This is a genomic window from Cellvibrio sp. OA-2007, assembly GCF_000953825.1.
Taxonomy (GTDB): domain Bacteria; phylum Pseudomonadota; class Gammaproteobacteria; order Pseudomonadales; family Cellvibrionaceae; genus Cellvibrio.
This window is the reverse complement of the sequence record NZ_BBUL01000094.1, coordinates 115,962-141,176: the sequence shown is the minus strand read 5'-3', so window position 1 is coordinate 141,176 and position 25,215 is coordinate 115,962. Positions and strand designations below refer to the sequence as shown.

18 protein-coding genes are annotated in these 25,215 nt (G+C 45.3%); 14 read left to right on the top strand and 4 right to left on the bottom strand.

The features are described from left to right. Positions 1–125: 125 nt before the first annotated feature. Complete coding sequence (locus AWU77_RS15250; protein ID WP_062065043.1) at positions 126–1,997, top strand: histidine kinase; 1,872 nt, start codon at positions 126–128, stop codon at positions 1,995–1,997. 19 nt (positions 1,998–2,016) lie between these two features. On the opposite strand, the gene AWU77_RS15245 is transcribed toward AWU77_RS15250, so the two are convergent. Then, positions 2,017–2,454, bottom strand: a complete 438-nt coding sequence (locus tag AWU77_RS15245; RefSeq protein WP_062065039.1) for an Rrf2 family transcriptional regulator — start codon at positions 2,452–2,454, stop codon at positions 2,017–2,019. Between the two features lie 11 nt (positions 2,455–2,465). Then, positions 2,466–3,650 carry an NnrS family protein gene (locus tag AWU77_RS15240; RefSeq protein WP_062065288.1) on the bottom strand — a complete coding sequence of 395 codons (1,185 nt, stop codon included), beginning with the start codon at positions 3,648–3,650 and terminating at the stop codon, positions 2,466–2,468. A gap of 172 nt (positions 3,651–3,822) precedes the next feature. Here AWU77_RS15240 and ytfE point away from each other — a divergent pair, with 172 nt between their 5' ends. Then, positions 3,823–4,503, top strand: a complete 681-nt coding sequence (gene ytfE / locus AWU77_RS15235; protein ID WP_062065035.1) for an iron-sulfur cluster repair protein YtfE — start codon at positions 3,823–3,825, stop codon at positions 4,501–4,503. 329 nt (positions 4,504–4,832) lie between these two features. On the opposite strand, the gene AWU77_RS15230 is transcribed toward ytfE, so the two are convergent. Then, positions 4,833–7,955, bottom strand: coding sequence for an FG-GAP-like repeat-containing protein (locus AWU77_RS15230; protein ID WP_238582463.1), 3,123 nt, complete (start codon positions 7,953–7,955; stop codon positions 4,833–4,835). Between the two features lie 151 nt (positions 7,956–8,106). Next, entirely contained in the window at positions 8,107–8,877 is a 771-nt protein-coding gene (locus AWU77_RS15225) for an IclR family transcriptional regulator (RefSeq protein ID WP_062065032.1), read from the bottom strand. Positions 8,878–9,157: 280 nt separating this feature from the next. Between AWU77_RS15225 and AWU77_RS15220 the strand changes: the two genes are divergently transcribed. From AWU77_RS15220 to AWU77_RS15165, 12 genes are all read left to right on the top strand, one after another. Continuing rightward, positions 9,158–9,922 carry a phytanoyl-CoA dioxygenase family protein gene (locus tag AWU77_RS15220; RefSeq protein ID WP_062065029.1) on the top strand — a complete coding sequence of 255 codons (765 nt, stop codon included), beginning with the start codon at positions 9,158–9,160 and terminating at the stop codon, positions 9,920–9,922. A gap of 98 nt (positions 9,923–10,020) precedes the next feature. Further along, on the top strand, positions 10,021–11,100 hold the full coding sequence (locus tag AWU77_RS15215; RefSeq protein ID WP_062065026.1) for a hypothetical protein: 1,080 nt from the start codon (positions 10,021–10,023) through the stop codon (positions 11,098–11,100). 174 nt (positions 11,101–11,274) lie between these two features. Next, positions 11,275–12,141 carry a hypothetical protein gene (locus tag AWU77_RS15210; protein WP_062065023.1) on the top strand — a complete coding sequence of 289 codons (867 nt, stop codon included), beginning with the start codon at positions 11,275–11,277 and terminating at the stop codon, positions 12,139–12,141. Between the two features lie 276 nt (positions 12,142–12,417). Further along, entirely contained in the window at positions 12,418–13,470 is a 1,053-nt protein-coding gene (locus tag AWU77_RS15205) for a UDP-glucose--hexose-1-phosphate uridylyltransferase (protein ID WP_062065021.1), read from the top strand. Positions 13,471–13,483: 13 nt separating this feature from the next. After that, positions 13,484–14,641: a galactokinase gene (gene galK, locus AWU77_RS15200; RefSeq protein ID WP_062065019.1), complete on the top strand. Its 1,158-nt coding sequence runs from the start codon at positions 13,484–13,486 to the stop codon at positions 14,639–14,641. Positions 14,642–14,692: 51 nt separating this feature from the next. Beyond that, the gene (locus tag AWU77_RS15195) at positions 14,693–15,622 is read left to right on the top strand and encodes a 2-dehydro-3-deoxygalactonokinase (RefSeq protein ID WP_062065016.1); all 930 of its coding nucleotides are present in this window, start codon (positions 14,693–14,695) and stop codon (positions 15,620–15,622) included. 73 nt (positions 15,623–15,695) lie between these two features. Further along, entirely contained in the window at positions 15,696–16,790 is a 1,095-nt protein-coding gene (locus AWU77_RS15190; protein WP_062065015.1) for a family 43 glycosylhydrolase, read from the top strand. Between the two features lie 209 nt (positions 16,791–16,999). Next, positions 17,000–17,869 carry a hypothetical protein gene (locus AWU77_RS15185; RefSeq protein WP_062065014.1) on the top strand — a complete coding sequence of 290 codons (870 nt, stop codon included), beginning with the start codon at positions 17,000–17,002 and terminating at the stop codon, positions 17,867–17,869. A gap of 37 nt (positions 17,870–17,906) precedes the next feature. Beyond that, positions 17,907–18,221, top strand: a complete 315-nt coding sequence (locus AWU77_RS15180) for a hypothetical protein (protein WP_152625371.1) — start codon at positions 17,907–17,909, stop codon at positions 18,219–18,221. A gap of 31 nt (positions 18,222–18,252) precedes the next feature. Further along, entirely contained in the window at positions 18,253–19,287 is a 1,035-nt protein-coding gene (gene galE, locus AWU77_RS15175) for a UDP-glucose 4-epimerase GalE (RefSeq protein ID WP_062065012.1), read from the top strand. Between the two features lie 280 nt (positions 19,288–19,567). Beyond that, positions 19,568–23,404 (top strand): TonB-dependent receptor domain-containing protein, encoded by a 3,837-nt coding sequence (locus AWU77_RS15170; protein ID WP_084618473.1) that lies wholly within the window; start codon positions 19,568–19,570, stop codon positions 23,402–23,404. A gap of 185 nt (positions 23,405–23,589) precedes the next feature. Continuing rightward, positions 23,590–25,185 (top strand): tryptophan halogenase family protein, encoded by a 1,596-nt coding sequence (locus AWU77_RS15165; RefSeq protein WP_238582461.1) that lies wholly within the window; start codon positions 23,590–23,592, stop codon positions 25,183–25,185. Positions 25,186–25,215: the final 30 nt, after the last annotated feature.

Sequence of the window (25,215 nt, the reverse complement as noted above, 5' to 3'; positions counted from 1 at the left end):
GATTAGCGCTAGGTAATAAAACTTATCGGCTAAAAAATACTTTTTAGCAATTTCCCTGAATGGCTAGATGAGTCTAAAAAAATACCCACAAAGAGGTATTTATCTTTTTTACATGAAGCAGCCTTATGAATTCACTTGCATCCAAATCTTCCATTATTGTGCGCGTCAGTGTGGCGCTTGCTGGCATAGTCGTGTTGGGCATGAGCACAATGTTGATTTCTTATTGGCTGTCGGAGCGCGCTGAAAGCGATTCCTTGGCGATCAATGTTGCGGGCTCTTTACGTATGCAAAGTTATCGCTTGGGTTTGCTGGCGATGGATGACACGCCCGATATGGCGCAATGGCACAGTGCGCAGCAGAAAATTGAAGACACCTGGAACAACCCGGTATTTATTCCCTTTTTGCACGAGAAGCCAAAAATTCGCGAGTTGTATAACCGTGCCGTTGAAAATTGGCGGGTGCATTTATTGCCGGAATTTAACCGTATGAAACAGCAGCAGGGTTTGGCGGCTGAGCAACACTTACAATTACTGCTGGATGAACACATTCAGTTGCTGGATGCACTGGTGCAAACCATTCAGCAAGATGCAGAACAAAAAGTCCGCAGTTTTCGTTTGGTGCAAATTATTGCATTATTTGCCACCTTATTAGTGTCGGCGCTGGTGATGTATTCCTTGAGAGTTAAAGTGGAGCAGCCGCTGAATCAATTAACGACCATGGCTAAGCGCATTTCCCAAGGGGATTTTCGCCACCAAATACCGGTTCATAATCAAGATGAGCTGGGTGTGCTGGCCAGCACATTTAATCTTATGAGCCGCTCAATTGCTAATAGTTACGATCACCTTGAACAACAGGTGGATGAAAAAACCAAGGCGCTACAACAGTCCAATCGCTCTCTGCAATTTTTATATGAAACCGCAAAAATTATTATCGAACACAATCCACAGGGAATAAATTACGATGCCATTATTTCTCATCTGGGGGAAACTATTGGCATTTCAGATTTAGAATTGTGTTTGATGACAACCGAGGGTAATAGCCCTTATCTGCAAATTAAGCCGGCCACTGATATTAATGCCGAGCTTTGTAAAAAACAAAATTGCTCCAAATGTTTATCCAGCCGGGGCGTGGTAGAAAAAGCGAGTGGTATGGCAACATATCGCTTTCAGTTAATGCGTAATGAGCGGCACTATGGCTTGATTGTGTGCCGTGTCAGTGAGCAGCAATTACTGTCGCCTTGGCAAGAGCAGTTAATCCAATCAACTACCGATCAATTGGCGATTGGCATGAGTTTAAAAACCGATGAAGATCAATCCCGTCGGCTGGCGGTTCTACAGGAGCGCAATGCCATTGCCCGCGAGCTGCACGATTCGCTCGCCCAAGCGCTGTCCTACTTAAAAATTCAAGTAACTCGCCTCAATCGGGCAATTGATCGCGAAGATAAAATCACTATGGAAGATGTGGCCGATGAATTGCGTGAAGGACTAAATAATGCTTATCGCCAATTGCGCGAATTGTTAACCACGTTCCGCTTGAAAATTGATGGCAGCGGTTTAAAGGTTGCGCTTGAGTCCAGTATTGAACAGCTGCGTGCACAAAATTCAATGAACATTCACTTTGATTTTGCCCTCAGTAATATTCCGCTGACCCCCAATGAGGAAATTCATTTATTGCAAATTATTCGAGAGGCCAGTCAGAACTCGATCAATCACAGCGGTGGAAAAAACCTGGCGATACGGCTGTGGCAAAGTGCGGAGCAGGCGATCAGTTTAACGATCGCCGATGATGGCAGCGGCCTGCCGGACTCACCGGAAAAAGTGAATCATTATGGTTTGGCCATTATGAAAGAGCGGGCGAAACATTTGGGCGGTGAGCTGTTGGTATCTAACCTGGTAGATGGCGGTGTGCTGGTTAGTTTTGAGTTTATGCCTGATTTTATTAAGGTTCGGCAAAAGAATGGCATTATCACATCCGATATATTGAATGAATCGCGCTAATCGTTTGCTGAAATTGAAATTAATTAATACCTAATAATTTAATCAGCGTCGCTTGTTTTTGTTTAGGCAGTAGGTCGGCCAGAGTGTATTGATCGAGCACTTTGAAAAACGCCTCCAAGGCTTCTGCAAAAACAGATTTAAGGTGGCATGCCGGTGTGATGGTGCAGCCCTGAGCGCCAGCGAAACATTCGACGAGTGCTAGATCCTGTTCTGTGTCTCGCACCAAGCCGCCGATATTAATATCTTCAGCGCGGCCATTTAAACGCAGCCCGCCATTTTTCCCTCGCACGGCAATTAAATACCCTTTGGCGTTAAGTTCCTGCACGACTTTCATTAAATGATTTTTAGAAATGTGGTAGCTATCGGCAATCTCACCAATGGTAGAAATTTCTTCGCCCTTGAGGGCAACGTACATAAGGACACGCAGGGAGTAGTCGGTATAACGGGTTATATGCATAACTTTCTCTTTTATCCAGGGCGGCCATCTGCGCGTGGGCGGGTGAGTATTGGCCAGTAAATCAAGGTAAATACGCCAAAAGCGAGCGACCAACAGAACGCGGCGGTGAACAGCCCAGTACGGTAATCCAATAATTGTACTGCGGCCAGTACACGGGCTAATGCGGCTGTGCTAATCGCGAGATAAATCACTACACCAAAGCGCGGCAAACTGAGCGGGCGACCAGTGTGCCCAAGAGCGACACGAGTCATTACCCCCAGAATCAGAGTGCCCATTGCGCCCACGCCGAGTGCATGTTGCCAGGCGGTAGGGGCGATGAGGTTAAAGGCTGCAGCGCTCTTGAGCAAGAGTGCAACCACAATCCAGCCATAACCCAGATGCAAAATCCACAGTAGTGGTTCCCGCGCCGTGCGCCAACCCGACCAGCCGAGTAAACGCAGTGTGTTAAGTACACCGGCACTTAACGCGGCAATGCCAGTTAACCAAGGTAAACCGCTGAAAAAATCGAGGGGAATTAACAGTAGTGTGGCAATAATTGCCGCGCGATCCAGTAAAGAAAATGATTTTATTGCATCAGCCTGCATGCCTTGATTGCGCAGCCAATTGGCGGTAAATAGCGGAATTATTCGGCCGCCGATAACAATCATCATCAACGTTATTAGGCCCAGTGCCATTAATTCGCCGCGCTGTAACCACAGTGGATTGGTTGCGATAAAACCAATATGCATAAACAGATTGGCGAGACTAAGTAAGATTAAAATCGCGGCGATGGGCAAATTGCGCGTATTTCCGTGCTGCAATAAAACGCGCGTCATATAAATGGCCATCACCGGCATAAATAATAAATCAATGGCGGCCACTACAGCTACCGGCCACCAGCTTGCAGTCCACATCGCCGCACGGCCAGCGAACCAGAGTGCAATCAGTGCAGCTAGTGCTTTGCCGTGCAGGGGCGCCGCACCAGTCCAGTTGCATACGGCAGTCAATAAAAAACCAGCGATAGCCAGTGGAATCAAACCAAATAACATTTCATGGCTGTGCCAGTGTACCGGCGACCAGCCAAGGGGCAGTGATAGGCCACCAAATAAAAAACCTATCCAGGCGGCAATGGTAATAACGCCATACAATCCTGCTAATAGAAAAAAGGGACGAAAGGGATGCGCAAGAAGTGCGGACGCTGGGAAAGAGTGATTCATGAAAACCTCTGTGGTAGCGAAAGCGCGGCAAAGCGAAAAATCTTTTACTTTAAACATGTATTTATTTTACATCTTTAAAAGGTGCATTTACAATGCATGTTATAGGGCTGTTTGGCGAGATGCCAAATGGCCTTAAATAAGTAGCATTTTTTTGCAGCCGGAGAGTGACATTATGATGATTCTCGATCAAAGCCTTGGCCAACTTGCCCGGAGTATTCCGGGAGGTACTGCGGTTTTTCATAAATACCAGTTGGATTTTTGTTGTGGTGGGAAAAAAAGCCTGCGCGATGCACTCAGTGACCGCGAGCTGAATCCTGCTGCGATTGTTGCTGAGTTGCAGGCACTGCAAGCACAGCCGTCGATTGCGCAGGAGTGGGTCAATGTGCCAGACGTTGAGTTGATCGAGCACATACTGACACGTTATCACGATGTTCATCGGCAACAGTTGCCAGAATTAATTCGTCTTGCCCAGCGAGTAGAGTTGGTTCATGGCGGGCATACGGAGTGCCCGGCAGGTTTAGCGCAACATCTTGAAACTATGTTGCAAGAGCTGGAAAACCATATGCAAAAAGAGGAGCAGATTTTATTTCCCATGATTAGCCGCGGCATTACCGGCATGGCTATTCAGCCAATTGCGATGATGCGCAGTGAACACGATGACCACGGTGCCGCACTTGCGGATATAGAACATCTTACGCGCGGTATCACTATCCCCAAGGGTGCCTGTAATACCTGGCGCGCGCTGTATTTCGGTTTGGAAACATTAAAAGCCGATTTAATGGATCACATCCATTTGGAAAATAATATTTTATTTGATCGTATTGATGGTGCCTTGAAGGTGAATCATGGGTGAGTATCGCAAACTGTGGTTTATCTTGATTGGCGTGCTCGCCATTACATTTTCGCTGCTCGGATATTTTGGTATCGAGGTCTATCGCAACGCATCACCGATCCTGGTATAGGTTGTGAACGAAAGGGTTGGTTATTGATGACTCACTGGTGGGTGCTAGTCTATTGGCTCTATGGTATTCATTGCGGGAAAACCTTTTAAGTTATTGATTTTTTTAATTGAATTTTGTTGTCGCGACAGGTTTATGCCTGTCGCGGCTTCTATTACGTGGTGGGCATTATCCTACAGTCTGAGGGGGAGGGGACGTGCTTCAAATCGGCTGATCGGAATTGCTAATGCGCGGGCACGATTTTTATATCATCAATAGTGGCGTCATACATTTTGCCATTGCTTGATACAAATGAAGCGCGCAATTGGTAAAACTGGCCTGTGGGTAGCTCGGCGCTGGGGATTAGATCTTCAAGCGTAAAGGTCATGGTGGATTTTCCTGATTCGGTTTTTAAGGCGTTTGTATCTATTAAGACTCTGTCTTTCACGGGGATCCATTTGGATTGAAAATGGCGCAGCCAAAAGCGAATTCCCCCTTCATCTGACGCAATGACTTTATTACCTGATCCGGCGTGGTACTCGACGATTAAAGTAATTTTATCCTTTTGAGTCCATACCTTATCGCGCAATTTTTTCTCATTCGTAAATTTTATAAAGGGTGCGATGGTCGGCGCCACGTGCAGTTTTATGGTGTCTTTCACAGTAGGTTTTTTTGCGGAAGCTACTTTGATAGTTGCAGTGCCGGGTTGTAGTGCGGTGAATGTTCCTGCTGCATCTACCCGCACGACTTTTTTATTGCTACTGCTCCAGATGAGTTCCGAGTTGTCGGCATGAGCTGGAAATAAAGTTGCAGTGAGTGTAAGGCTTTCACCCACCAATAATTTTGTCGGTGATGGTTCGAGTGTTAGCGATTTTGCGGGCACGGCAAACCAAGGCTCAATGGTAATGTTGCTCTGCGCATTTACTCCATTAGTGGGGCTGGTGGCTGTTATGGTCGCGCTTTGGCCAATGTTACCCAACGCGGTAATTTGGCCTTGCTGATCTACAGCGATAATATTTTCATCGCTGGATGACCATTGCAGCCGGGTGTCTGCATTCGCTGGAGTTAAGTGACTGGAGAGATTTAATTTTGTACCTTGGCGAAGATTTGTTTGTGCCGGTTCAAGCTGCAGACTTTCTACATCTGCTTTGTCTGTATCAAATAATTGATTGGCAGGTTTGTTGGTGAAATGTTGTGTTTCACCATTGCGCCATCTAATACTAATGCGCTCAATTGTTTGTGCATTCCCTAAACCAAAATGCACAATGTTTAGCAGGCTTTGGGAAAAAATTCCTCCCGCTGAACCTACTCGTTTGCGATAAACACCTTGCGCGGTGGTGATTTTAACTTCAGCGCCTATGGCATCCACATGGGCTTTAGGTGAGTAGCCCACTCGTACTAATGCATATTGTCCGGTTTCATTTTTTTGGTTGCGATAAAGATACCACTCACCACCTTCACTGCCATTTAATAGGTCTAGGCCGCCATCCAAATCAAAATCAAAGGCTTGGCCCATATCACCATTGCCGGGGCCGCCAACATCATTGGCGCCGTGTTGTGTCAGGGTGTAGAAATGACCTTTGCCATCGTTTAATAGTATGTAATCAGAAATGCGCGCACTAATATTGCCCCAGCGGTAAAGAAATAAATCCTGATGACTGTCGTTATTAAAATCACCCGTGGTGACACCCAATGTATTGCCGCCGGGTTGAATCTGCCATTCGCGTGATACGTCAGTGAATTTTCCACCGTCATTGCGCAATAGAATGTCATTCATGTTGCGATTCTCTGGAATAAATTCGGTAGTGGCGCTAGTGACGCCAGCGAGACTAAATTTAAAATTCCAAAAAATATCCCCATTGCGAACTAATGCGGCTTTCCAGCGGCCTTTGCCCAAGTAACCAAAATAAACACCATTTTCCGCAATATTATTCGGCCAGCCTTGCGCTTCGCTTGGGTCTATTTCCAGCTCCTGCCCAGCAGAAAGTACTTTCGATGTTTTTTTGCTGCCCAGAAAAAAAGGATAATCTTTTCCTCTGAATTCACCCTGCGCGAGAAAATAATAATTGTGCAATTTGATTTTTCTTGCAGCGGTGAATTCGAATTTATCCACACCTTTAAAGCCGCGTGGTTTGATCGAAAACTCCTGCGTGATGGGGTCGTGATCAACTGCGGGTGCTTCGCCTTTGCCGTGTTCAACTTCTTTGCCGCGTGCGAGGTAAAGATCCTGATCGCCGTCATTGTCGATATCCAAATCGGCGACTGCCATTATGTTGTGTAAGGCAATGACATCTGCGGGGAATTGCGCGGTAATATCGGTGAAAGTGAAATCGCCATTGCCCAGCCAAACCGAAAGTGGGCCAAATAAAATTACATCATCAATGTTGTCGTGGTTTAAATCCGTTATCAAAGAGCGCGATGGCTCCTGATCTTGCAAGCCTGCGATTGTGCGTTGCGTAAAGGTTCCATCACCTTTATTTTCATAAAAAAAATGTTGCGGCTTTTCATGGGTAAGGCTGGATTCGTTAATGAGCATTAAATCCAAATCGCCATCTAAGTCCATATCTGACCATTGCGCGGCGCGGCCGCGGCCTCCTTTGTTGATACCCACATCACCTGTGGTGAGTATCATCGTGCCATTGTCATTGGTATAGAAATTGGCTTTGGAAGGATCTGTGCCATTGCCGCCACCTTGGGTGACAACCAAATCCAGATCGCCATCATTATCGTAATCGCCAGCAGCAGTGCCGTGCAGATCGTGCATAAACCAGCGCGCCAGATTTTGACTGTGTTTGGTTACAGTGCCGTTGCCATTATTCCAATAAAGTTTGCTGCTCTCTTCATTGTGATTATTCACAATAAAATCGTAATCGCCGTCGTTATCTATATCGGCGATTGTGGGGCCCCCGTATTTAATTGAGCTGACTTTATCTATGCCTGCGCTAACGGAGATGTCTTCGAATTGAGGTACATGCTGATCGGGGAGGTCTATAAATTCAAGACGATGAATGTTGAGTATTGCATTGTTGGCTCTAAGGCTGAGCTTAAGTTTTCCCGGCGCAGGAAGTTTGATGAGCGCGGTTAATTGCTGCTGACCAGAGTGCGGAATATCAATATTGTCGAGCAGTAATTCATCGTTGGCGTAAAGACTAAAGTTGGCATAATTTTTTGGGTTGTCGACGACTAACACCATTTTTTTTATCAAACTGCCTTGAACCTGATATTGAATTATTTTCGGCGTTGCAGGGTCGAGATCAATATCGCTGACAACGGAGGCGGCCTGACTGTTGATTGCGCTTAGGAGCAAAACTATGCAGAGAAACGATAGGTATTGAAGGCAGGAATAGGGTACTTTTTTTATCATCATCTAACTCACCATAAAGTTATAACCGTAGGTATGGCGGCATAAAACAGCGCTTTTATGTGCTACTTGGTGCGGCCGAGCCTAAACTTTAACCTAGTGTCTTTATTGGCGATAGTTAAATGTTGACAAAAAACTGATGACGGGAGGCTGCGAGTTACAAATCCCCCAACTGTTGAGCAATTTTATTTGCAGTGGTCACTACTCGTGTGTGCAGTTCTTCCTGGGCTATATCGGTACTCCAGTGTGATTTGAGTGGTGAAATAGCCAGTGCTGCAATTACTTTGCCTTCTGGTCTACCAATGAGCGCGGCAAAATCGGTGGCGCCTTCAATAAAAGGGCTTTGTGCTGCGAGATAGCCATGGTGTTTTATCGTTTCCAGTTCGGCGATAAGTGCCGCGCGTTTATTTTTACTGAGTTTGGCGTAGTCGGCGTCGCGCTCCAAAATCATATCGCGCACGGCTGGGTTGCTATTGGCAAGTAATACCTTGCCCGCTGTGGTTGTCATGGTGGGGAATAGGGAGCCTTCGCTCATATTGAGCGAGATAGGGCTGTGGCCGCGCGCGTGCACAATAATCATGGTCTGGCTTTGGTAGAGCATGGCCAAATAGCAGGATTGGCCAATGTTGACCGCCAGATCTTCCATATAGGGCAGGGCGCATTGGCGCATTTGATCGATAGGCGAAATACTGCGCGATAGGTTGTACAGCTTGAGCGACAGCCGATAGCGCCCTGATAGCTCATCTCTCACTAAATAACCCCGCGCCTCCAAACCAACCAGTACCCGATAAATATCATTGGGGTTGCGCCCCAAGCCCTGGGCGATCTCGGTTTGAGATTTGGGCAGCTCCTGAGTCACCAGGTATTCCAATATATCCAGCCCTTTATCCAGCGCGGGAACCGCGTATTTATTGCTTGCAGTAGTCAAAGTCGTTCGGTCCTGTTGTCTGGTTTTTAGCTCGATTTTTCAGGGTGAAGTAAGCCATGCATTCTTGCCCATCAACTGGCGTACCCGCAAATTAGTTCATTCACAAAAATACCCTATCCGCCCTCAAATAAACAGAAATTACCGGTTTTGAGTATAGGTATCTTTATTTTTATAGAAATAGAATATTCATATATAAATAAAATGCTTGCCTTTTGCTATTTGTTGAATGATGATTGTTGACAATGCGAGCGTGCAGACATAACCCCTTGGAGACCAGATAATGAACGCAAGAAAACTGACTCAAGAACAGATTGATGCCTACCATCGCGATGGCTATGTGATTGTGCGTGGCTACTACACGCCAGAAGAAATCAAACGCTTACAGGATGCCGCCTTTAATGACGATTCATTAAATGAGCGCGCCTGGCAGAAAAAAGATGGCACAGGAAAGGTGAGCAAGGTGTGCTTGTGGCAACAAACGGGCGATGATTTTTACAGCATGTTTTCCCGTGGTCGTCGTTTGGTAGATACGGCAGAAACCTTAATTGGCGAGCCGATTTATCACACCAGTACCAAAATTATGATGAAAGAACCCTTTGTGGGCGGCGCTTGGGAATGGCATCAGGATTTTGGTTACTGGCATCGCGATAACCTTATGCTGTATCCAAAGTCCTTGAGTTGTATGGTGGCAATTAACCGTGCAACGGTAGAGAACGGCTGTTTACAAGTGTTGAAAGGATCGCATCATTTAGGGCGTTTGGATCACAGCAAAACCGGTGATCAAAAAGGTGCTGATATGTTGTTTGTGAACGAAGCAATGAAATATCACGAGCTGATCAATGTTGAATTGGAGCCGGGTGATACCTTGTTTTTCCATTGCAATTTGCTGCACAAATCCAATGAGAATCGCTCATCCGAACCGCGCTGGTCCATGATTTGTGCCTACAACGCCATCACCAATCAGGCGTTCCAGGAAAACGAAGCGATTTATTATCCTTTGTACCCCGTTGATGATGACGCCATTCTGAATTGGAAAGCCGCATAGTTTTTTCATGCTGTTGTTATTGTTGTTGTTGGTTATTGCTCTGCCGGAGTAGTGTTCGGCAGAGCTTTTTTATTGTTTTATTTGGAGCTTGCCCGCCAATGATTAAGCAAAATATTCCCTTGCCCAAATCCAATATTGATCCACATGGTCTGATTGTAGGGCAGGGCGATTTTCAATATCGCGTTAATAGTCACTGGGGTTTGCTTGATGCGCAAAAAACGCCGGTAGAAAATTGTCATGGCTTGGCGATGGATTCGCAGGGGCGCATAGTGATGGTGACCGATCATCCGCGCAATAACGTGATTGTGTATAACAAGGACGGCAAATTGCTCGATGCCTGGGGCACGCAATTTCCGGGAGCACATGCGCTGCGCATTGTTAATGAAAACGGTGAAGATGTTATTTATTTGGTGGATAGCGGCTGGGTGCTGAATCGCAATTGGGATGGCAAATCTACCGACGATTGGGCATCACCCTATAATAAAGTCATTGCGCAAAGCGGCTTTATTGCCAAACTCACCTTGGATGGCCGTTTGATTTATACCATTGGCCATCCACAAACCATTGGGGTCTATCGCCCGGATCAACCTTTTCGCCCGACCGACATAGCGGTGGCGCCCAATGGCGATCTCTACATTACCGATGGCTACGGCTCGGATTATCTTCTGCAGTACGACGCCAACGGGCGTTACATTCGTCACTGGGGTGGTGGCGATAATGCCAACCCTGCACACAATTTAAAAAACACCCACGGCATAGAAGTGGATTTACGCAATCCGCAAGATCCGCATTTGATGGTGAGCTCACGGGCAGAGCGAGCATTAAAATTATTTGAACTCAATGGCGATTATCGCGGAGCAATCGATGTAGCCGGAGCTTACATAGGTGGGCCGGTGTTTAGCGCCGATCATTTTTTTGCCCCGGTATGTTGGTCGCACATCGATGGAAAAAATGCCGATGATTCAGGTTTTATTAGTGTGTTCGATCGCAATAATCGTGTTGTCGCCAATCTGGGTGGTACTCAACCTGAATATCGCAATGGTGTTTTGCAACCTATGCGCAGCACCTGGGATGTATTCAACCACTGTCACGCACTCTGTGTGGATGAGGATGAAAACTTGTATGTGGGTCAGTGGCGAGCAAATCAAACCTATCCGTTTAAATTGGAGCGGCTGTAAGGCTAGCCGCTCATTCTAAAGTGTTATTCCATTTTGAGTCTGTTGCGAGCGTTTAATGAAAAATTTAAACGTTCGACAATTATATATTCAGGTATATTCTATAAGGATAAAGAATCAATGGGTGTAATCAGTTGTTATAGGTGATTTCACTATCACAAAGGTCAATTGTTGCCGATGCGTAAAAATACAATAATAAACTATGCTTTTTTTTGTTTCATATTATTGAATAGTTATATCTGTCATGGTTGTTCTGTAACAGCAACGATTCCACTAATTGAATCAGAGAAAGATCAGCTCATCTATGATCTTTTGGTGTTGTCTTTGTCAAAAACGGGCATCAATGTTTGCTTGACCCAATTAGGGCAAGTTATTACTGATGCGAGAAAAACCCGCCGCGTAGAAGAGGGAAGCTTAAGCCTAAAGTGGTCGTCGGCATCTAACCCCTTGGATAAAAATCTGCAACCAATAAAAATCCCTATTTTTAAAGGGTTGCTGGGGTATCGAATTTTTGTAATTCGCAAGGGTGATCAGAGTCGATTTGATTCTATAAAAACACTAGAGGATTTGCGTAAGTTAACGGCGGGGCAGGGTTATTTTTGGTCTGATACAAAAATACTGCAAGCCGCTGGAATTCCGGTTGTCACGGCAGCACAAGGGCGAAACCTATGGTCGATGTTGGCCAGTCATCGTTTTGATTATATGTCCTTGGCGGTGCATGAACCTTGGCTGGATCTTGAACATCGCGCCGAGCTTCAGCTTGAGGTGGAAAAAAATCTGCTATTAGTTTATCCATCTGCAATGTTTTTTTATGTGTCGACAGAAAATAAAGTGCTTTACGATTTGATTTCATCCGGTATGGAGCGTGCGCTCAATGACGGTAGCTATGATCGTTTGTTTTATCAATCCCGCATGATTCAGGCTGTAGTTGAGCGCGTCAATCTTTCTACGCGCAAGGTTATCTATATTAACAATCCTTTAATCGATACGAATCTCCTGCCTACCAATCCCAAATATTGGTTCCCGCTGCCATCACTTATGTAAGTGAATACACCTCTCTGCTATTAATAGGCTTCTTTATCGCCATGGATTGGGTGAGTTTACTTGGCATTATTTTTTTCGCGCTTGCTGCTGGCCATTTAACCTGTATTGGTGAGCTCGTGAAGTGTGGCAGGTAAGAATGTGTGATTTATCGGCTTATTGTAGGTGCATATTTTATTTTAATGGTGTAAATTGTTAACAATAGGCAATATTGGCGGCTTGTGGTACATCTGCATGGTGGTCCTTCAGTCGGATAATTGGCATTAGTTGGATAGATATATGAAACCAGTGTTTGTATTGAGTGATTACCCGCACCGTCGGTTTAATCCGCTAACGGGTGACTGGGTATTGGTCTCACCCCACAGGGCCAAGCGCCCATGGCAGGGGCAAATTGAAGAGCTGGCGGTGGATGATAAACCTGCCTATGACTCGTCTTGCTATTTATGCCCGGGCAATACCCGCATCAATGGTACGGTGAATGACAATTATGTCGGTGCTTATGTGTTTACCAATGACTTTGCGGCACTGGAGCCGGAAGATAGGGATTATCAAAGCAGTAGCGATTTGTTTTGTGCCGAGAGTGAGCGCGGCACCAGCCGTGTGATTTGTTATTCCGAAAGTCACAATAAAACCCTGCCAGAAATGTCCCAGACGGCAGTGACAGAGCTTATCGATACCTGGTGCGATTTGTATCGCGAACTGGGTGAGAATCATTCTTGGGTGCAGATTTTTGAAAATAAAGGCGCGATCAACGGCTGCTCTAACCCTCATCCCCATGGACAAGTTTGGGCAACAGGTTCTGTGCCGACATTGCCGCAGCGGGAAGATGAAAAGCAGCTTGCGTATCAACATAAGCATCAACGTCCTATGTTGTTGGATTATGCGCAGCAAGAGTTGGCCTTTAAAGAACGTATTGTGGTGCAAAATCAGGATTGGTTAGTGGTCGTGCCTTATTGGGCCAGCTGGCCATTTGAAACGCTGCTCTTACCACTGCGTCATGTGCCTGATATGTTGAGCCTTTCTTTGTTGGAGCGTGAATCACTGGCCGATATTTTGATTCAATTAACAACGCGTTACGACAATCTATTTAAAACCTCCTTTCCCTACAGCATGGGGTGGCATTGCGCACCTTTTACCGCAGAAGACCATAGCCATTGGCAGTTGCACGCCCATTTTTATCCACCGTTATTGCGCTCGGCATCTATCAAAAAATTCATGGTGGGTTACGAAATGCTGGGTGAAGTTCAGCGCGATATTACTCCTGAACAAGCGGCGCAGTATTTGCGCGATCAATCCGCTATTCACTATAAAAATGCGGCATCTACAGATTAAAAGGTAATTGGTTATGACTATGTTGGAAAATGTTACCCAGTGTTTTACCGAGCATTTTGATCAATTGCCGGATTTTGTTTCCAAAGCGCCGGGGCGAGTGAATTTGATCGGCGAGCACACAGACTATAACGATGGTTTTGTATTGCCAGCAGCGATTGATTTTTTCACGCTGGTTGCCACTTCTGTGCGGCAAGATAATTTAATTAAAGTGATTGCGCTGGATTACGCCGGGCAGACCGATGAGTTTGCGTTGAACTCTCTCTATGAAGCTCACCCGACCCAGATGTGGAGTAATTATGTCCGTGCCGTAGTGCGCACTCTGATAGATCGCGGTTATCAGCTCAAAGGTTGTAATTTGGTGGTGTCGGGCAATGTCCCGCAAGGCGCAGGTTTAAGTTCTTCAGCATCATTGGAGGTGGCCTTAGCGCAGGCGCTTTTAACTGTTGCTGGCATTCAAATTCCGGCCACCGAATTGGCCTTAATTGGTCAGGCAGCGGAAAATAATTATGTCGGCTGCGCCTGCGGCATTATGGATCAACTGGTATCGGCTGGCGGAAAACAAGGTCATGCATTACTCATCGACTGCCGCAGTCTGGAAACTAAACCAATCCTTATGCCGTCACAATTGTCGATTGTTATCATCAACTCGGGCGTAAAAAGAGGTTTGGTTGACAGCGAATATAATTTACGTCGTGAGCAATGTGCGGCAGCAGCAAAATTTTTTAATCAACCCGTTTTGCGTGATGTAACTAAAGACCAGTTTTTTAGTGCTGCGCATCAATTACCTGACCTGGTGCGCAAACGCGCGCAACATGTAATTGAAGAGAATGAGCGAACCCTGAAAGCAGCTGAGGCCTTGGCAACCAATAATGTTGCGCTGTTAAGTCAGCTTATGGCAGAGAGCCATGTGTCCATGCGCGATTTGTTTGAGATCACCACAACTGAGATTGATTATTTAGTGGCAGCGCTGGATAAAGAATTGGGCTTTGATGGCGGTGTGCGTATGACCGGCGGCGGTTTTGGTGGCTGTATTGTCGCTTTGGTGCCACAACAAAAGCTGTCTATAGTGGCGCCCATTCTCGCGGATTACCAATTAAAAACGGGTTTAATTGCAACTCCTTTTATTTGTACGTCAGAGCAGGGCGCTAGTTTAGTGGCCTTGGAAAGTTAATATTCTCTTCGCCAATTTTGTACTAATGCTTGCGTGCATGAGGGTTATATCTTGGGTGAAATAATTGCCATTGATTGGGGCGGCACCAATTTTCGGCTGCAGGTGGTAAACACCCTGGGCGATATTGTGTATAACCTTACCCAGGCTATAGGTGTTAATCATTCATCGCGCGCTGAACTTGAGCAATGTTTAATGAATGCGATTGCGCAGTTGCCCGCGCAGTATGCGAATGCGCCGATTGTAATGAGCGGGGCGGTGGGTTCCAATGTTGGCTTGTATGAAACGCCTTATATTGAATGCCCCGTGAATCCTTATCAATTGGCTGAGCAGTTAATCAACATTCAAGTGGGTGCAGTGAATGCCTATATAGTCCCAGGCGTGAAAACTCTTGTGCGAGCAGGCCTGCCCGATGTCATGCGCGGGGAGGAAACCCAAATAGTGGGCTGGATGCAGCAGGCGAGCAAAGCAGAGTTAAAAGAGGCGCTCATATGTTTACCGGGAACCCACTCGAAATGGGTGCTGCTTAAGCAGGGAGAAATCGTTGATTTTTACACAGCATTTTCGGGCGAGCTCTTTGGCAGTTTATGTGCGCAGAGTTTGTTGGTGAGTGGTACACAAATTCACGATGAAGCTGCATTTGTTCAAGGCGTTAAGGCCAATACGAGAGATACTTTTTTATTGAATTTGATGTTCAGTGCCCGCTCCAGAATGTTAGCAGGTCTGCATGAAAAAAATGTGAGTGCCGCATACTTATCGGGTGTATTGATTGGCGCTGAGGTAAAAGCGGCAATGCATCTTTATGGTAAAGGAAAAAAAATACATCTGGTCGGTGCTGATCATTTAGTGGATAGCTATGCTAAAGCAATACAAATTTACCAAGGCAAATCGGTTAAGTATCAGGGAGCTTTGATAGCAGCGCAGGGGGCAATGTTATTGGCGAATCGATTTTTCAGGAATCATTCGCTAGAACGTCGCGCCTGATAAGCCTTGCTCCTGATAAACACTGAACCTGACAAAAATAGTTCAAGTCATCATTTTAAAAAGTGAGTGAGATATGGGTGATCTTCCAGAAAAAAAATTAAGCAAAGCCAGTTTACGCGCTATTGAGCGCGGCTACGACCAAAAAAATGCAGACTGGGTATTTGAATTTGATGTGAAGCCTTTGGGCGGTGATTTTGCATATCAAGAAGGCGTGATTCGCCGCGACCCTTCAGCGGTTATCAGTGTCGACGGTGTTTATCATGTTTGGTACACCAAAGGCGAGGGAGAAACTGTTGGATTTGGTAGCAATAATCCTGACGCTAAAGTGTTTCCCTGGGATAAAACTGAAGTGTGGCATGCAACCTCCAGCGATGGTTGGGATTGGAAAGAGCAGGGTGCTGCGATCGTAGCAGGTACGCCTGGTTCCTATGATGATCGCGCGGTATTTACACCTGAGGTTCTGGCTCATGCAGGCCGCTATTATTTGGTTTATCAAACTGTTCAGGCACCTTATTTAAATCGCACCAAAGAATGCATTGCACTTGCCAGTGCAGATTCGCCTTACGGCCCTTGGGTTAAAAGTCCAGCTCCCATTTTAACGCCAGCCGATAATGGTGTCTGGGATGGTGATGAAGACAACCGCTTTCATTGCAAAATTCGCGGCGATTTTGACAGCCATAAAGTGCATGACCCATGTTTGATGTTTTATCAAAATAAATTTTATCTTTATTACAAAGGTGAAATTATGGGGGAGCGCATGAACTTTGGTGGCCGGGAAATTAAACATGGTGTAGCGATTGCCGATAAGATCGAGGGACCCTATGTGAAATCGGAATTTAATCCGATCACCAACAGTGGGCATGAGGTTGTTGTATGGCATGTGAATGGTGGCATCGCCAGTTTGTTGACTACCGATGGGCCCGAAAAAAATACCTGCCAATGGTCATCGGATGGTATTAATTTTGACATCATGGCGCATATTAAAGGTGCACCAGAGGCGTTGGGTTTATATCGCGATCCCGCTGCGGACACTCAAGATCCTATGGCTGGATTGGCATGGGGGCTGTGCCACAAGTACGATCCCTCATGGAACTGGAATTATATTTGCCGCTTCAAGACTCGTCGGCAAATATTGGACCCAGGTACCTTTCAGAATGTAGCATCCTGATAAGTCCTTCATCTATATCTCTAAAGGCGCTGCGATACCACATGTCGCAGTGCTTTTTTCGTTTTTAGGCATATTCCCGCCGTGCCTCTATCTGCCTAGGTTCGCGTAAACGGTCTTAAATTTCCGCAAAAACTTCCCGCTTATGGCATTGCAATCTACCTGTATTGGCGCTAGCATTGTGTAAAATGTTAACAATTAACAGGTGGTGTATGTTGCGTATAATAATATTAAGTATCGCCATGTTTGCGCTAAATGTATTTGCTGCGGCTCCTACCGTTATTACCTTTGGGTCGGGGGAGATAGCGCCAAAAGAGGAAATCTACGAATACCACCTGTTGCGCCTCGCGCTGGATGCCACCAAGGCGGAATACGGAGACTATGAAATTAGGGATTTGCCTAAAGGCGATGTGCCCACTTACTCGCGCCTGCGGGTTTATGCTGAAGATAATCAGTTTGAAAATTTTGTCTATAAAGATTCGGCTTCCAATGAGATTGTTGAAAAATTACATGGGGTAGAGTTTCCCGTAGATTTGGGTGTGACCGGCTATCGCATTGGCTTTGTGTCGCCCGAGTCTAAACGAAAGCTAGAAAAAATTGAAACCTTGGCTGAATTGCAACAGCTTAAAATTATTCAAGGGCGTGGATGGTTAGATAGCGAAATACTCAAGAAAATTGGGTTTAAAGTTGTTGAGGGTGGCAATATCAAAGGTTTGTTCTATATGGCTGCTAATGATCGTGGCGATATATTTTTGATTGGTGCAAATGAATTGGAGCGGGAGTGGAAGAAAAACCAGGATGTTAAATATTTAAACTATGACCAACATGTGTGTATTTATTATCCTCTACCAAAATTCTTTTTCTTGAATAAAAAAAATAGAGCCTTGGCTGATCGTATTGAAAAGGGGCTTCATATTACCTATGAATCTGGTGCCGTTAGAAAGCTGTGGGATGAGTACTACGGTGAGGCGGTGAGGTTTTCTGCACTGCATAAGCGGAAAATATTTCGCTTTGAAAACCCGTTAATTGATTCGCTGGGTAAAAATTATGAGCAGTTTGTCATAAACCCTGAGTTGCTATAGTTTTTTGGAGCGGGTCATGCGGTGGCAGTCAGTTAATGTGAAAAATCCTCTTGAGTCCGCCATGCGTTATCAGCGGCTATTTTCGGCTCATGTGATGGAGTTAAAGAATCCGTTTGGAAGTAGTAGCTTTTTTATAAGCTTAGCTGGCGCCTCGTTGAAATTGGTGTGCGTTCAAGGAGTTGATGCTGAAGCTAAAAAACGGATTCGATTGCGCATGCCAGAAAAAGATATTTTTACAGTGCTTGATAGTTTGATTAAAGAAAGAGAATTATTTCAGGTTGAATCTATTAGTGGGAATTTATTTTATACAGATGCTGATGGCAATGTATTTGAAATTGTCTGTGTCAACTAGTGTTTAATCGAGTTGGTGGTGAGAGAAATTAATGAAATCGTATCTTAGGAAGGTTCTGGTAACCGGAGGTGCAGGTTACATAGGCAGTCATGTTTGTATTGAATTGATCAATAATGGTTATTTTCCGATAGTGGTCGATAATCTATCCAATGGAAAATTGGAGTCGCTGGTCAGAGTTGAAAAAATTACCGGTGTTAAGCCGGATTTTTTTCAGTTGGATATCAATGATAAAACAGCTTTACATCAAGTTTTTTCTGATTATGCAATAGGTTGCGTAATGCATTTTGCGGGCCTGAAGGCGGTAGGTGAATCTACCCAGATACCTATCAAGTATTACCGGAATAATGTGGCAGGTACTTTGTCTTTGCTGGAGGTCATGGAAGAACACTCCGTTTTTGATTTTGTATTTAGTTCTTCGGCGACTGTTTATGGCGATCCCGTATCGGTACCCATTGATGAATCTTTTCCTCTGTCAGCTACTAACCCTTATGGTCGCAGCAAACTGATTGTGGAGGATATTCTGCGCGATATGGCCAAGGCGCCGGAAAACCACTGGAATTTTTCAATTCTGCGTTACTTTAATCCTGCGGGTGCGCATGAATCGGGTCTAATTGGCGAAGACCCTAGGGGTGTACCTAATAATTTGATTCCTTATATCGCTCAGGTGGCTGTAGGTAAGCGTGAGGCGCTTACTATTTATGGCAATGATTATGCGACTCCCGATGGTACCGGCGTGCGCGATTACATACATGTCGTGGATTTAGCGCGAGGTCATGTGGCAGCACTTAATGGTTTGACGCAGCAGTCGCGAGGCTGCTCGACCTATAACCTGGGTACTGGCACTGGCTATTCTGTATTGGAGATGTTGAGAGCGTTTGAGCTGGCGTGCGGCAAATCTATACCCTATGTGATTAGTGCGCGGCGCCCCGGCGATATTGCCAGTTGTTATGCCGATGTTTCTCTGGCTAAGGAGCGTTTAGGTTGGGCTGCTGAATACAGTGTAGAGCGAATGATGGCAGATACTTGGCGCTGGCAATCGCACAACCCAAATGGTTTTGCCGAGTAAGTTTTCTCTGTGCTTGCTGTTGTGTTCTTTGGGAGGCCTGTGCCTCCCTTTTTTATTTCCTTTTTGTCTTTATGGCTATTGTGCTGTATGGCTGATGGTTACCTTTTTTCACACTCTTTGATCTCAAAGTGTAAATTGCTAACAATCTACAATTGATTATTGACAATAACGATGGGCTGAGTAGTATTGTAATTGGCGTTAAAACTTGTCTTTTATGTTCGCTCTCTGGAAAAGGGCGACATAAAATAAAACAATAAATACCTTACATGGGGGCTTTACGATGTCAAACATTACTCACCGCCTTAGAATTACGGCGCTGTCAGCGGCAATCTGTGCAGTTAACAGCGGTGTTGTCTATGCGCAACAAGAAGGAGTTTCTGCACAGCAAGATCAAGATGTGGAAGAAGTTGTGGTTACTGGTATTCGCGGGTCTATCAAAAGATCTGTGGATGACAAGCGTGAGGCACGCAAAATTGTCGATACCATCAACGCTGAAGATATTGGTAAATCAACCGACCAAAATATCGCGGAAGCATTGAACCGCGTTTCAGGCGTTAGTATGAATACCTCTGATGGTGAGGGTAAGACTGTCTCTATCCGCGGTGCAAACGCGGATCAGACCGTTGTTACTATGAATGGTACGGCGTTGGGGTCTACCGGCTTTTCTCAGGGTGTTGATTTGTCTTCCTATTCAGCCGACATCCTTTCAAAAATTGAAGTTATCAAAACGCCATCAGCAGATGATGAAGAAGGTTCGCTTGGCGGCTTGGTGAATTTAACCACTCGCAAGCCGTTGGATATTAAAGAAGATGTTCGTACCGTTTCCCTGCAGGGGCGTATGGATGATCAATCAGATGAGTTTGATCATAAATTTGTAGGTACTTTTTCGCAGAAGTTCGCCGATGACTCAATTGGTGTTCTTGTTACGGTGAATGATGAAGAAAATAAACTTCGTCGCGATCAATATCATGCGCAGGATTACAGTACATTTGGTTCAAATGCTTATACAGATGGACGCACAGGGCAAGTCTATGCTAACTCAGCTGCGATGGCTATTGATGCCGCATCAGCTAAGGCTGCAGGGCGCGCTCCTGCATTTGAAGGTGCTCAGGCGGTAGATCCATACGCGAATCCTCTATTTTGGACTCATGGTGGTGCTGAGCATAACCGCTCAATAGTTCAGGGCTTGGCGCCCAATCAGATGGGTTATCAATTATTTGAAAATGATTACAAGCGTCAAGGTGTTGATTTGTCGATTCAATGGCAAGCCAGCGATACAACCGACGTTACTCTGTCTGTAAATCATAGTCAGGCAGAAGTGAGTAACCGTCTTGATGGGGTTTTTGTAAATACATCTCGTATGAGCAACTTTATTGACGGTGCGTCACAGCAAGGGCTAGGTTTGCCTGGGGTTTTCTATAACCGTACAGGTTTTTATGATAATAACCCAGTGGCTTACGGAGGCACTCAAGGCGGCTCACCAAGTGACAACGACCAGATGCAGTGGACTGATCCGCAACAAAATTGGCATGTGCTTGATCCAAAAACCCGTACTTGGACTACCTTGCTGAATCGCGAAAGCATTGGTTCTATTGAGGCTTCGGTAAATAATTACGAAACTGAAAACTCACTCTACGCGTTAGAGCTTAATCATGATTTTTCGGATCGTTTCCGTATGGTTGCGGGCGCATCTGCAAATGAATCCATCCAAACACCAAAAAACAATGTGTATTTAACGGCGAACACTAGTCGTGTAGTGGGTCCTTGGAACTTGCACCACGTACCCGCAAACTTGCTTAATCCTGCGGGTTACGACTGTTCCAGCGGTAATTGCCGCTTAAATGGTGGTTACACTGCGCCGGCCTCTTTAGGAAGCAATGTTGATTTGGATCCTAGCTTAAATGATTTGTGGGATAACATAGGCACCTCAGGTTTTGACCCTGACGTTCTTGAAAACCACACGCTAAGTTATATTCAGGCAACTATCACTGAAGTGAGTGATAAACAAGAAACGGCGTTTGTTGATTTTGATTTTGATTTGGATGCCTACGGCATTACAACTGTAGAGTTCGGTGCGAAAGTTACGCATCGTGAAAAGTTTGTAAATAATCAATCGGGCACGCCGCGTCCAAGTGATGAACGAGTTCAGAGCATTAGTCCATTCACCGGTGAAACTTTATCGATCGATGCCAGTAATATCAACCTGATTCAGGTAACCAATTTTGCGGATGGTAAAGTGGATGCAAACGGTTTCTTGAGCGGTTTGGGTTACGCGAAAGATAACATCACTGATGGCTGGCTCCGCTTCGACCCAATTGCTGCGATTAATGCTGTATCCCAAGGTGAGCGCGCCTTTACTTTGGATAATACTCAAACCCGTGGTGCTGAGTTTGACAATGTGTCTGCGTACATTAAGGCAAACTTTGAATTTATGGATGAGCGAATTCAGGGTGATGTCGGCTTCCGCCACGTTCGCACTGAGGTGGAAACCAACGGTTTCGCAGGTACTGTATTTGGTACTACCAGTTCAAATGGTGGGAGGGTTATAGACCCAATCCAGTTGATGAGAATGCGTGAAGTTGGGGCAGGTGGCGTCAAGTGTCCTTCTTTGGCAGAAACACCAAGTCCAATGGCTTATGGCACAAATTCGATTTTCTGGAATCCGCAGAATGGCAGTACAGATACTACGCTAGGTACTAACTACAATTTGACGCAATTTTTTGAGCGCAATCGTTGGGCGCGAGTTGATGGTACGGGTTTCAACACCAACGGTACGCCGTTTGACTATAGCGATGACACAGCAATTGCTGCTACCAATAACGGTGTTTGCTATGACCCAATCCTAGAGCCAGGTGTCATTCCAAACTCTTTCTTTGAGCGGAATTTGGTTCGATACGCTGATATCTCTACTGATCTGACCTATCCGTTTGATGCCAATGGTGTTCGCCAATTGACTGAGTCAGGCAATATTGTATCGAACGATCGCAGCCGAAATTCTGTTGCAGCGATTGATAATCACACCTACGACATTATTCTGCCAAGTTTGAACGTGAGTTTTGCCGCGAGAGAGGATTTGATTACCCGTTTTGCTGCGTCTAAAACCATGGCTCGCCCACCAATTGATGATTTGCGTGCGGGTGCGCGCACCAATGAAGGGGATATTTTTGGTTCAGGCATAGCATTGCGTCCAAGCTCCACCGTGCAACTGTTTACCGCGAAAATTGATCCGCTTGAATCAACCAATTTGGATTTGTCGGTTGAATGGTACTTCAATGACTCGGGCATGGTTTCGGCAAATATCTTTACCAAAGATATTAAAAACATGATCGAGGTGAAGGATTATTTGTCGTATATTGGAGATCTGCGTAAAACTGCGGCTAACCCAGATGGTACTAGCTACAGTAACGGAGTATTCAGTGTTGATGGTCAGGATATTCCTTTGCTGTTGTCAGCAGCTGATGTGAATGCCTGTATGCCTCGTCGCCTGCAAGGTGAAGCAGCACTTCAAGGTACACCTGAATTAATTTATGGAAACAACCCTGAATATCTGTGTAATCAGTACACTGTTACACAAAACGTAAACGCTGCTAAGGCTTCGGTTGAAGGTATTGAATTGAACTACGTTCAAAACTTTGATTTCTTACCGGGCATCTGGTCTGGCTTGGGCACCTCTATGAACTTTACCTATCAAGAAGGTGAGTTCGATAAGTCTCATGAAGTTATCCCAGGTGCACCAAAAGAGTCTTATAACGCAACTGTTTACTGGGCGCAAGATGGTCACCAAATTCGCCTTGCTTGGTCTGGTGCGAGTGATGTGTTAGAACAAACAGCCTTTGCCGGTGGTTCACGGTGGAGAGAAGGTCGTCAAACATTGGATCTGTCCAGCAGCTATGCATTAACTGACTCGATCAGCCTGCAATTTGACGTAGCCAACTTGACTAACGAAACTGTGCGCACTTACTTCACTAGTCGTACCTTGGTATTGCCTGATGCCAATGGTAATCCAATTACCTTTAATGAGGGCTCGGCTATTAACGGCAATGCACCTACCAACCGTACTCTTGATGAATACACTGTTGGCAGAACATTCCGTGTAGGTATTCGTGCGGAGTTCTAAGTGATGGAAGGGCTGACAAATCTTGATTTGTTAGTCTGATAAAAATGAAGCGCTTTGGGTTTATCTCAAGGCGCTTTTTTTTGGATAAATATTTTTAACTGAAAATGTTGCCTGGTGAGACTATTATCAATATTCGGGCGCATTGCGCAAAATCACGCAATTAAATATCTAACAGGTGTAGTGTTTTGTCATCGAAACGACTTGTCATAGTGGGCGGTGGAACGGCGGGTTGGATGACGGCAATGTTATTCCAACATGCGTTTCAGGATTGTACGATTACGCTTGTTGAATCTGCCGCTACCGGAATTATCGGTGTAGGTGAAGGCTCTACACCGGCATTAAAAGCGTTTATGGATGCTATAGGCATCAGTGAAAGCGAATGGATGTCAGCTTGTCAGGCAACCTATAAATCGGGTATATCATTTAGGGGTTGGTCAACAAGAAATGGGTTTGAAGAATATTTTCATCCATTTTTTTCTCATTTTGATCGCGACCATATTAAAGCGCTTATATTTAATTCCGAATTGCGACGTGCAGGTAAACGTGTGCATGCGCATCCTAATTTGTTTAGTTATGCAAGCTACTTGGCTGCGAATTCTCTGTGCCCGATTACCCCATACGCTTTTCCATTTGAAGTTCAATATGGCTATCATTTTAATGCAGCTATGTTAGGTTCTTTCTTAAAAGAAAAAGCCATTGAGCGGGGAGTGGTATGGAAAAGTGCGCATGTCGAAAACATTGCATTAAATGCAGAAGGTGATATTGCACACCTGACGTTCAAGGGTGGGGCAATACTTGAGGGCGATTTTTTTGTTGATTGCACGGGCTTTGCATCGCTTATTACTGGCAAAACACTCGGCACTCCTTTTATTTCTTATAGCGATGTTTTATTTAATGATCGTGCGGTCACATTGGCTACTCCAGTGGAAGAGGTTATTTCAACGCAAACTGTAGCTACCGCATTAAATAATGGTTGGGCTTGGGAAATTCCTCTGCAAAATCGTGTGGGAAATGGCTATGTGTATAGTTCAGATTTTTGTAGCGAAGCAGAAGCAGAAGCGGAACTGCGCGCGCATCTGAATATGAATAATGGCGAAGGCGAAGTGCGCCACTTAAAAATGCGGGTTGGGCGAGCCAAAACTATGTGGAATAAAAATTCCCTGGCAGTTGGTTTGTCGCAAGGATTTTTAGAGCCATTAGAAGCAACGGCATTGGCGTTGGTGCAATTAACGCTTGTTAGGTTTGTTAAATTGTATAAAGCGGGTGCATATACCAATCAATACGCAGAGCAACTGAATTCAGAAATCGCAGAAGCGTTTGACAATGTGAAGGACTATATACATACACATTATTTAACGTCTGACCGTGAGGATACACCTTACTGGCGCGCCTGCCGCCACAATTCAGCAGCGGCATCTAATCGCCTTAAACTGGTGTTGCAAGCTTGGTTGAGTGGTGCGGATATTAGTGAGGCGCTGCAAAGCACGGGGCTTAATCGTCACTACAAAGTGAATTCATGGGTGTACTTATTAAGTGGCATGGGAATATTTCCTCCCGAGCATCAACTGGTGCAAGCCAGCCCGGATGATTTGGCTAAAGTACCGTTGGATTCAATTGTCGATTTTTTTGAGCGGTGCGCGTTAAATCATATGCCGCAAGTAGAAGCCTTAAATATTCTGCGCACTGGTGCGAGTCCATTTTCTGTAGAAGGTCGCAATAAAGCGAGTAAAGAGCAGGCTCTTGCGCGTTTGCTTGGCCTTAGCTTCGCTGTTTCATCCTAGGTATATTCACTGTTTGGTGCGGGTGAAACA

Bases quoted from the DNA above. Each gene is read 5' to 3' on its own strand.
- galE (WP_062065012.1), top strand. From the start codon at position 18,253: ATGAAATCGTATCTTAGGAAGGTTCTGGTAACCGGAGGTGCAGGTTAC.
- galK (WP_062065019.1), top strand. From the start codon at position 13,484: ATGACTATGTTGGAAAATGTTACCCAGTGTTTTACCGAGCATTTTGAT.
- AWU77_RS15215 (WP_062065026.1), top strand. From the start codon at position 10,021: ATGATTAAGCAAAATATTCCCTTGCCCAAATCCAATATTGATCCACAT.
- AWU77_RS15230 (WP_238582463.1), bottom strand. From the start codon at position 7,955: ATGATGATAAAAAAAGTACCCTATTCCTGCCTTCAATACCTATCGTTT.
- AWU77_RS15245 (WP_062065039.1), bottom strand. From the start codon at position 2,454: ATGCATATAACCCGTTATACCGACTACTCCCTGCGTGTCCTTATGTAC.
- AWU77_RS15185 (WP_062065014.1), top strand. From the start codon at position 17,000: ATGTTGCGTATAATAATATTAAGTATCGCCATGTTTGCGCTAAATGTA.
- AWU77_RS15250 (WP_062065043.1), top strand. From the start codon at position 126: ATGAATTCACTTGCATCCAAATCTTCCATTATTGTGCGCGTCAGTGTG.
- AWU77_RS15190 (WP_062065015.1), top strand. From the start codon at position 15,696: ATGGGTGATCTTCCAGAAAAAAAATTAAGCAAAGCCAGTTTACGCGCT.
- AWU77_RS15240 (WP_062065288.1), bottom strand. From the start codon at position 3,650: ATGAATCACTCTTTCCCAGCGTCCGCACTTCTTGCGCATCCCTTTCGT.
- AWU77_RS15220 (WP_062065029.1), top strand. From the start codon at position 9,158: ATGAACGCAAGAAAACTGACTCAAGAACAGATTGATGCCTACCATCGC.
- ytfE (WP_062065035.1), top strand. From the start codon at position 3,823: ATGATGATTCTCGATCAAAGCCTTGGCCAACTTGCCCGGAGTATTCCG.
- AWU77_RS15210 (WP_062065023.1), top strand. From the start codon at position 11,275: ATGCGTAAAAATACAATAATAAACTATGCTTTTTTTTGTTTCATATTA.
- AWU77_RS15170 (WP_084618473.1), top strand. From the start codon at position 19,568: ATGTCAAACATTACTCACCGCCTTAGAATTACGGCGCTGTCAGCGGCA.
- AWU77_RS15205 (WP_062065021.1), top strand. From the start codon at position 12,418: ATGAAACCAGTGTTTGTATTGAGTGATTACCCGCACCGTCGGTTTAAT.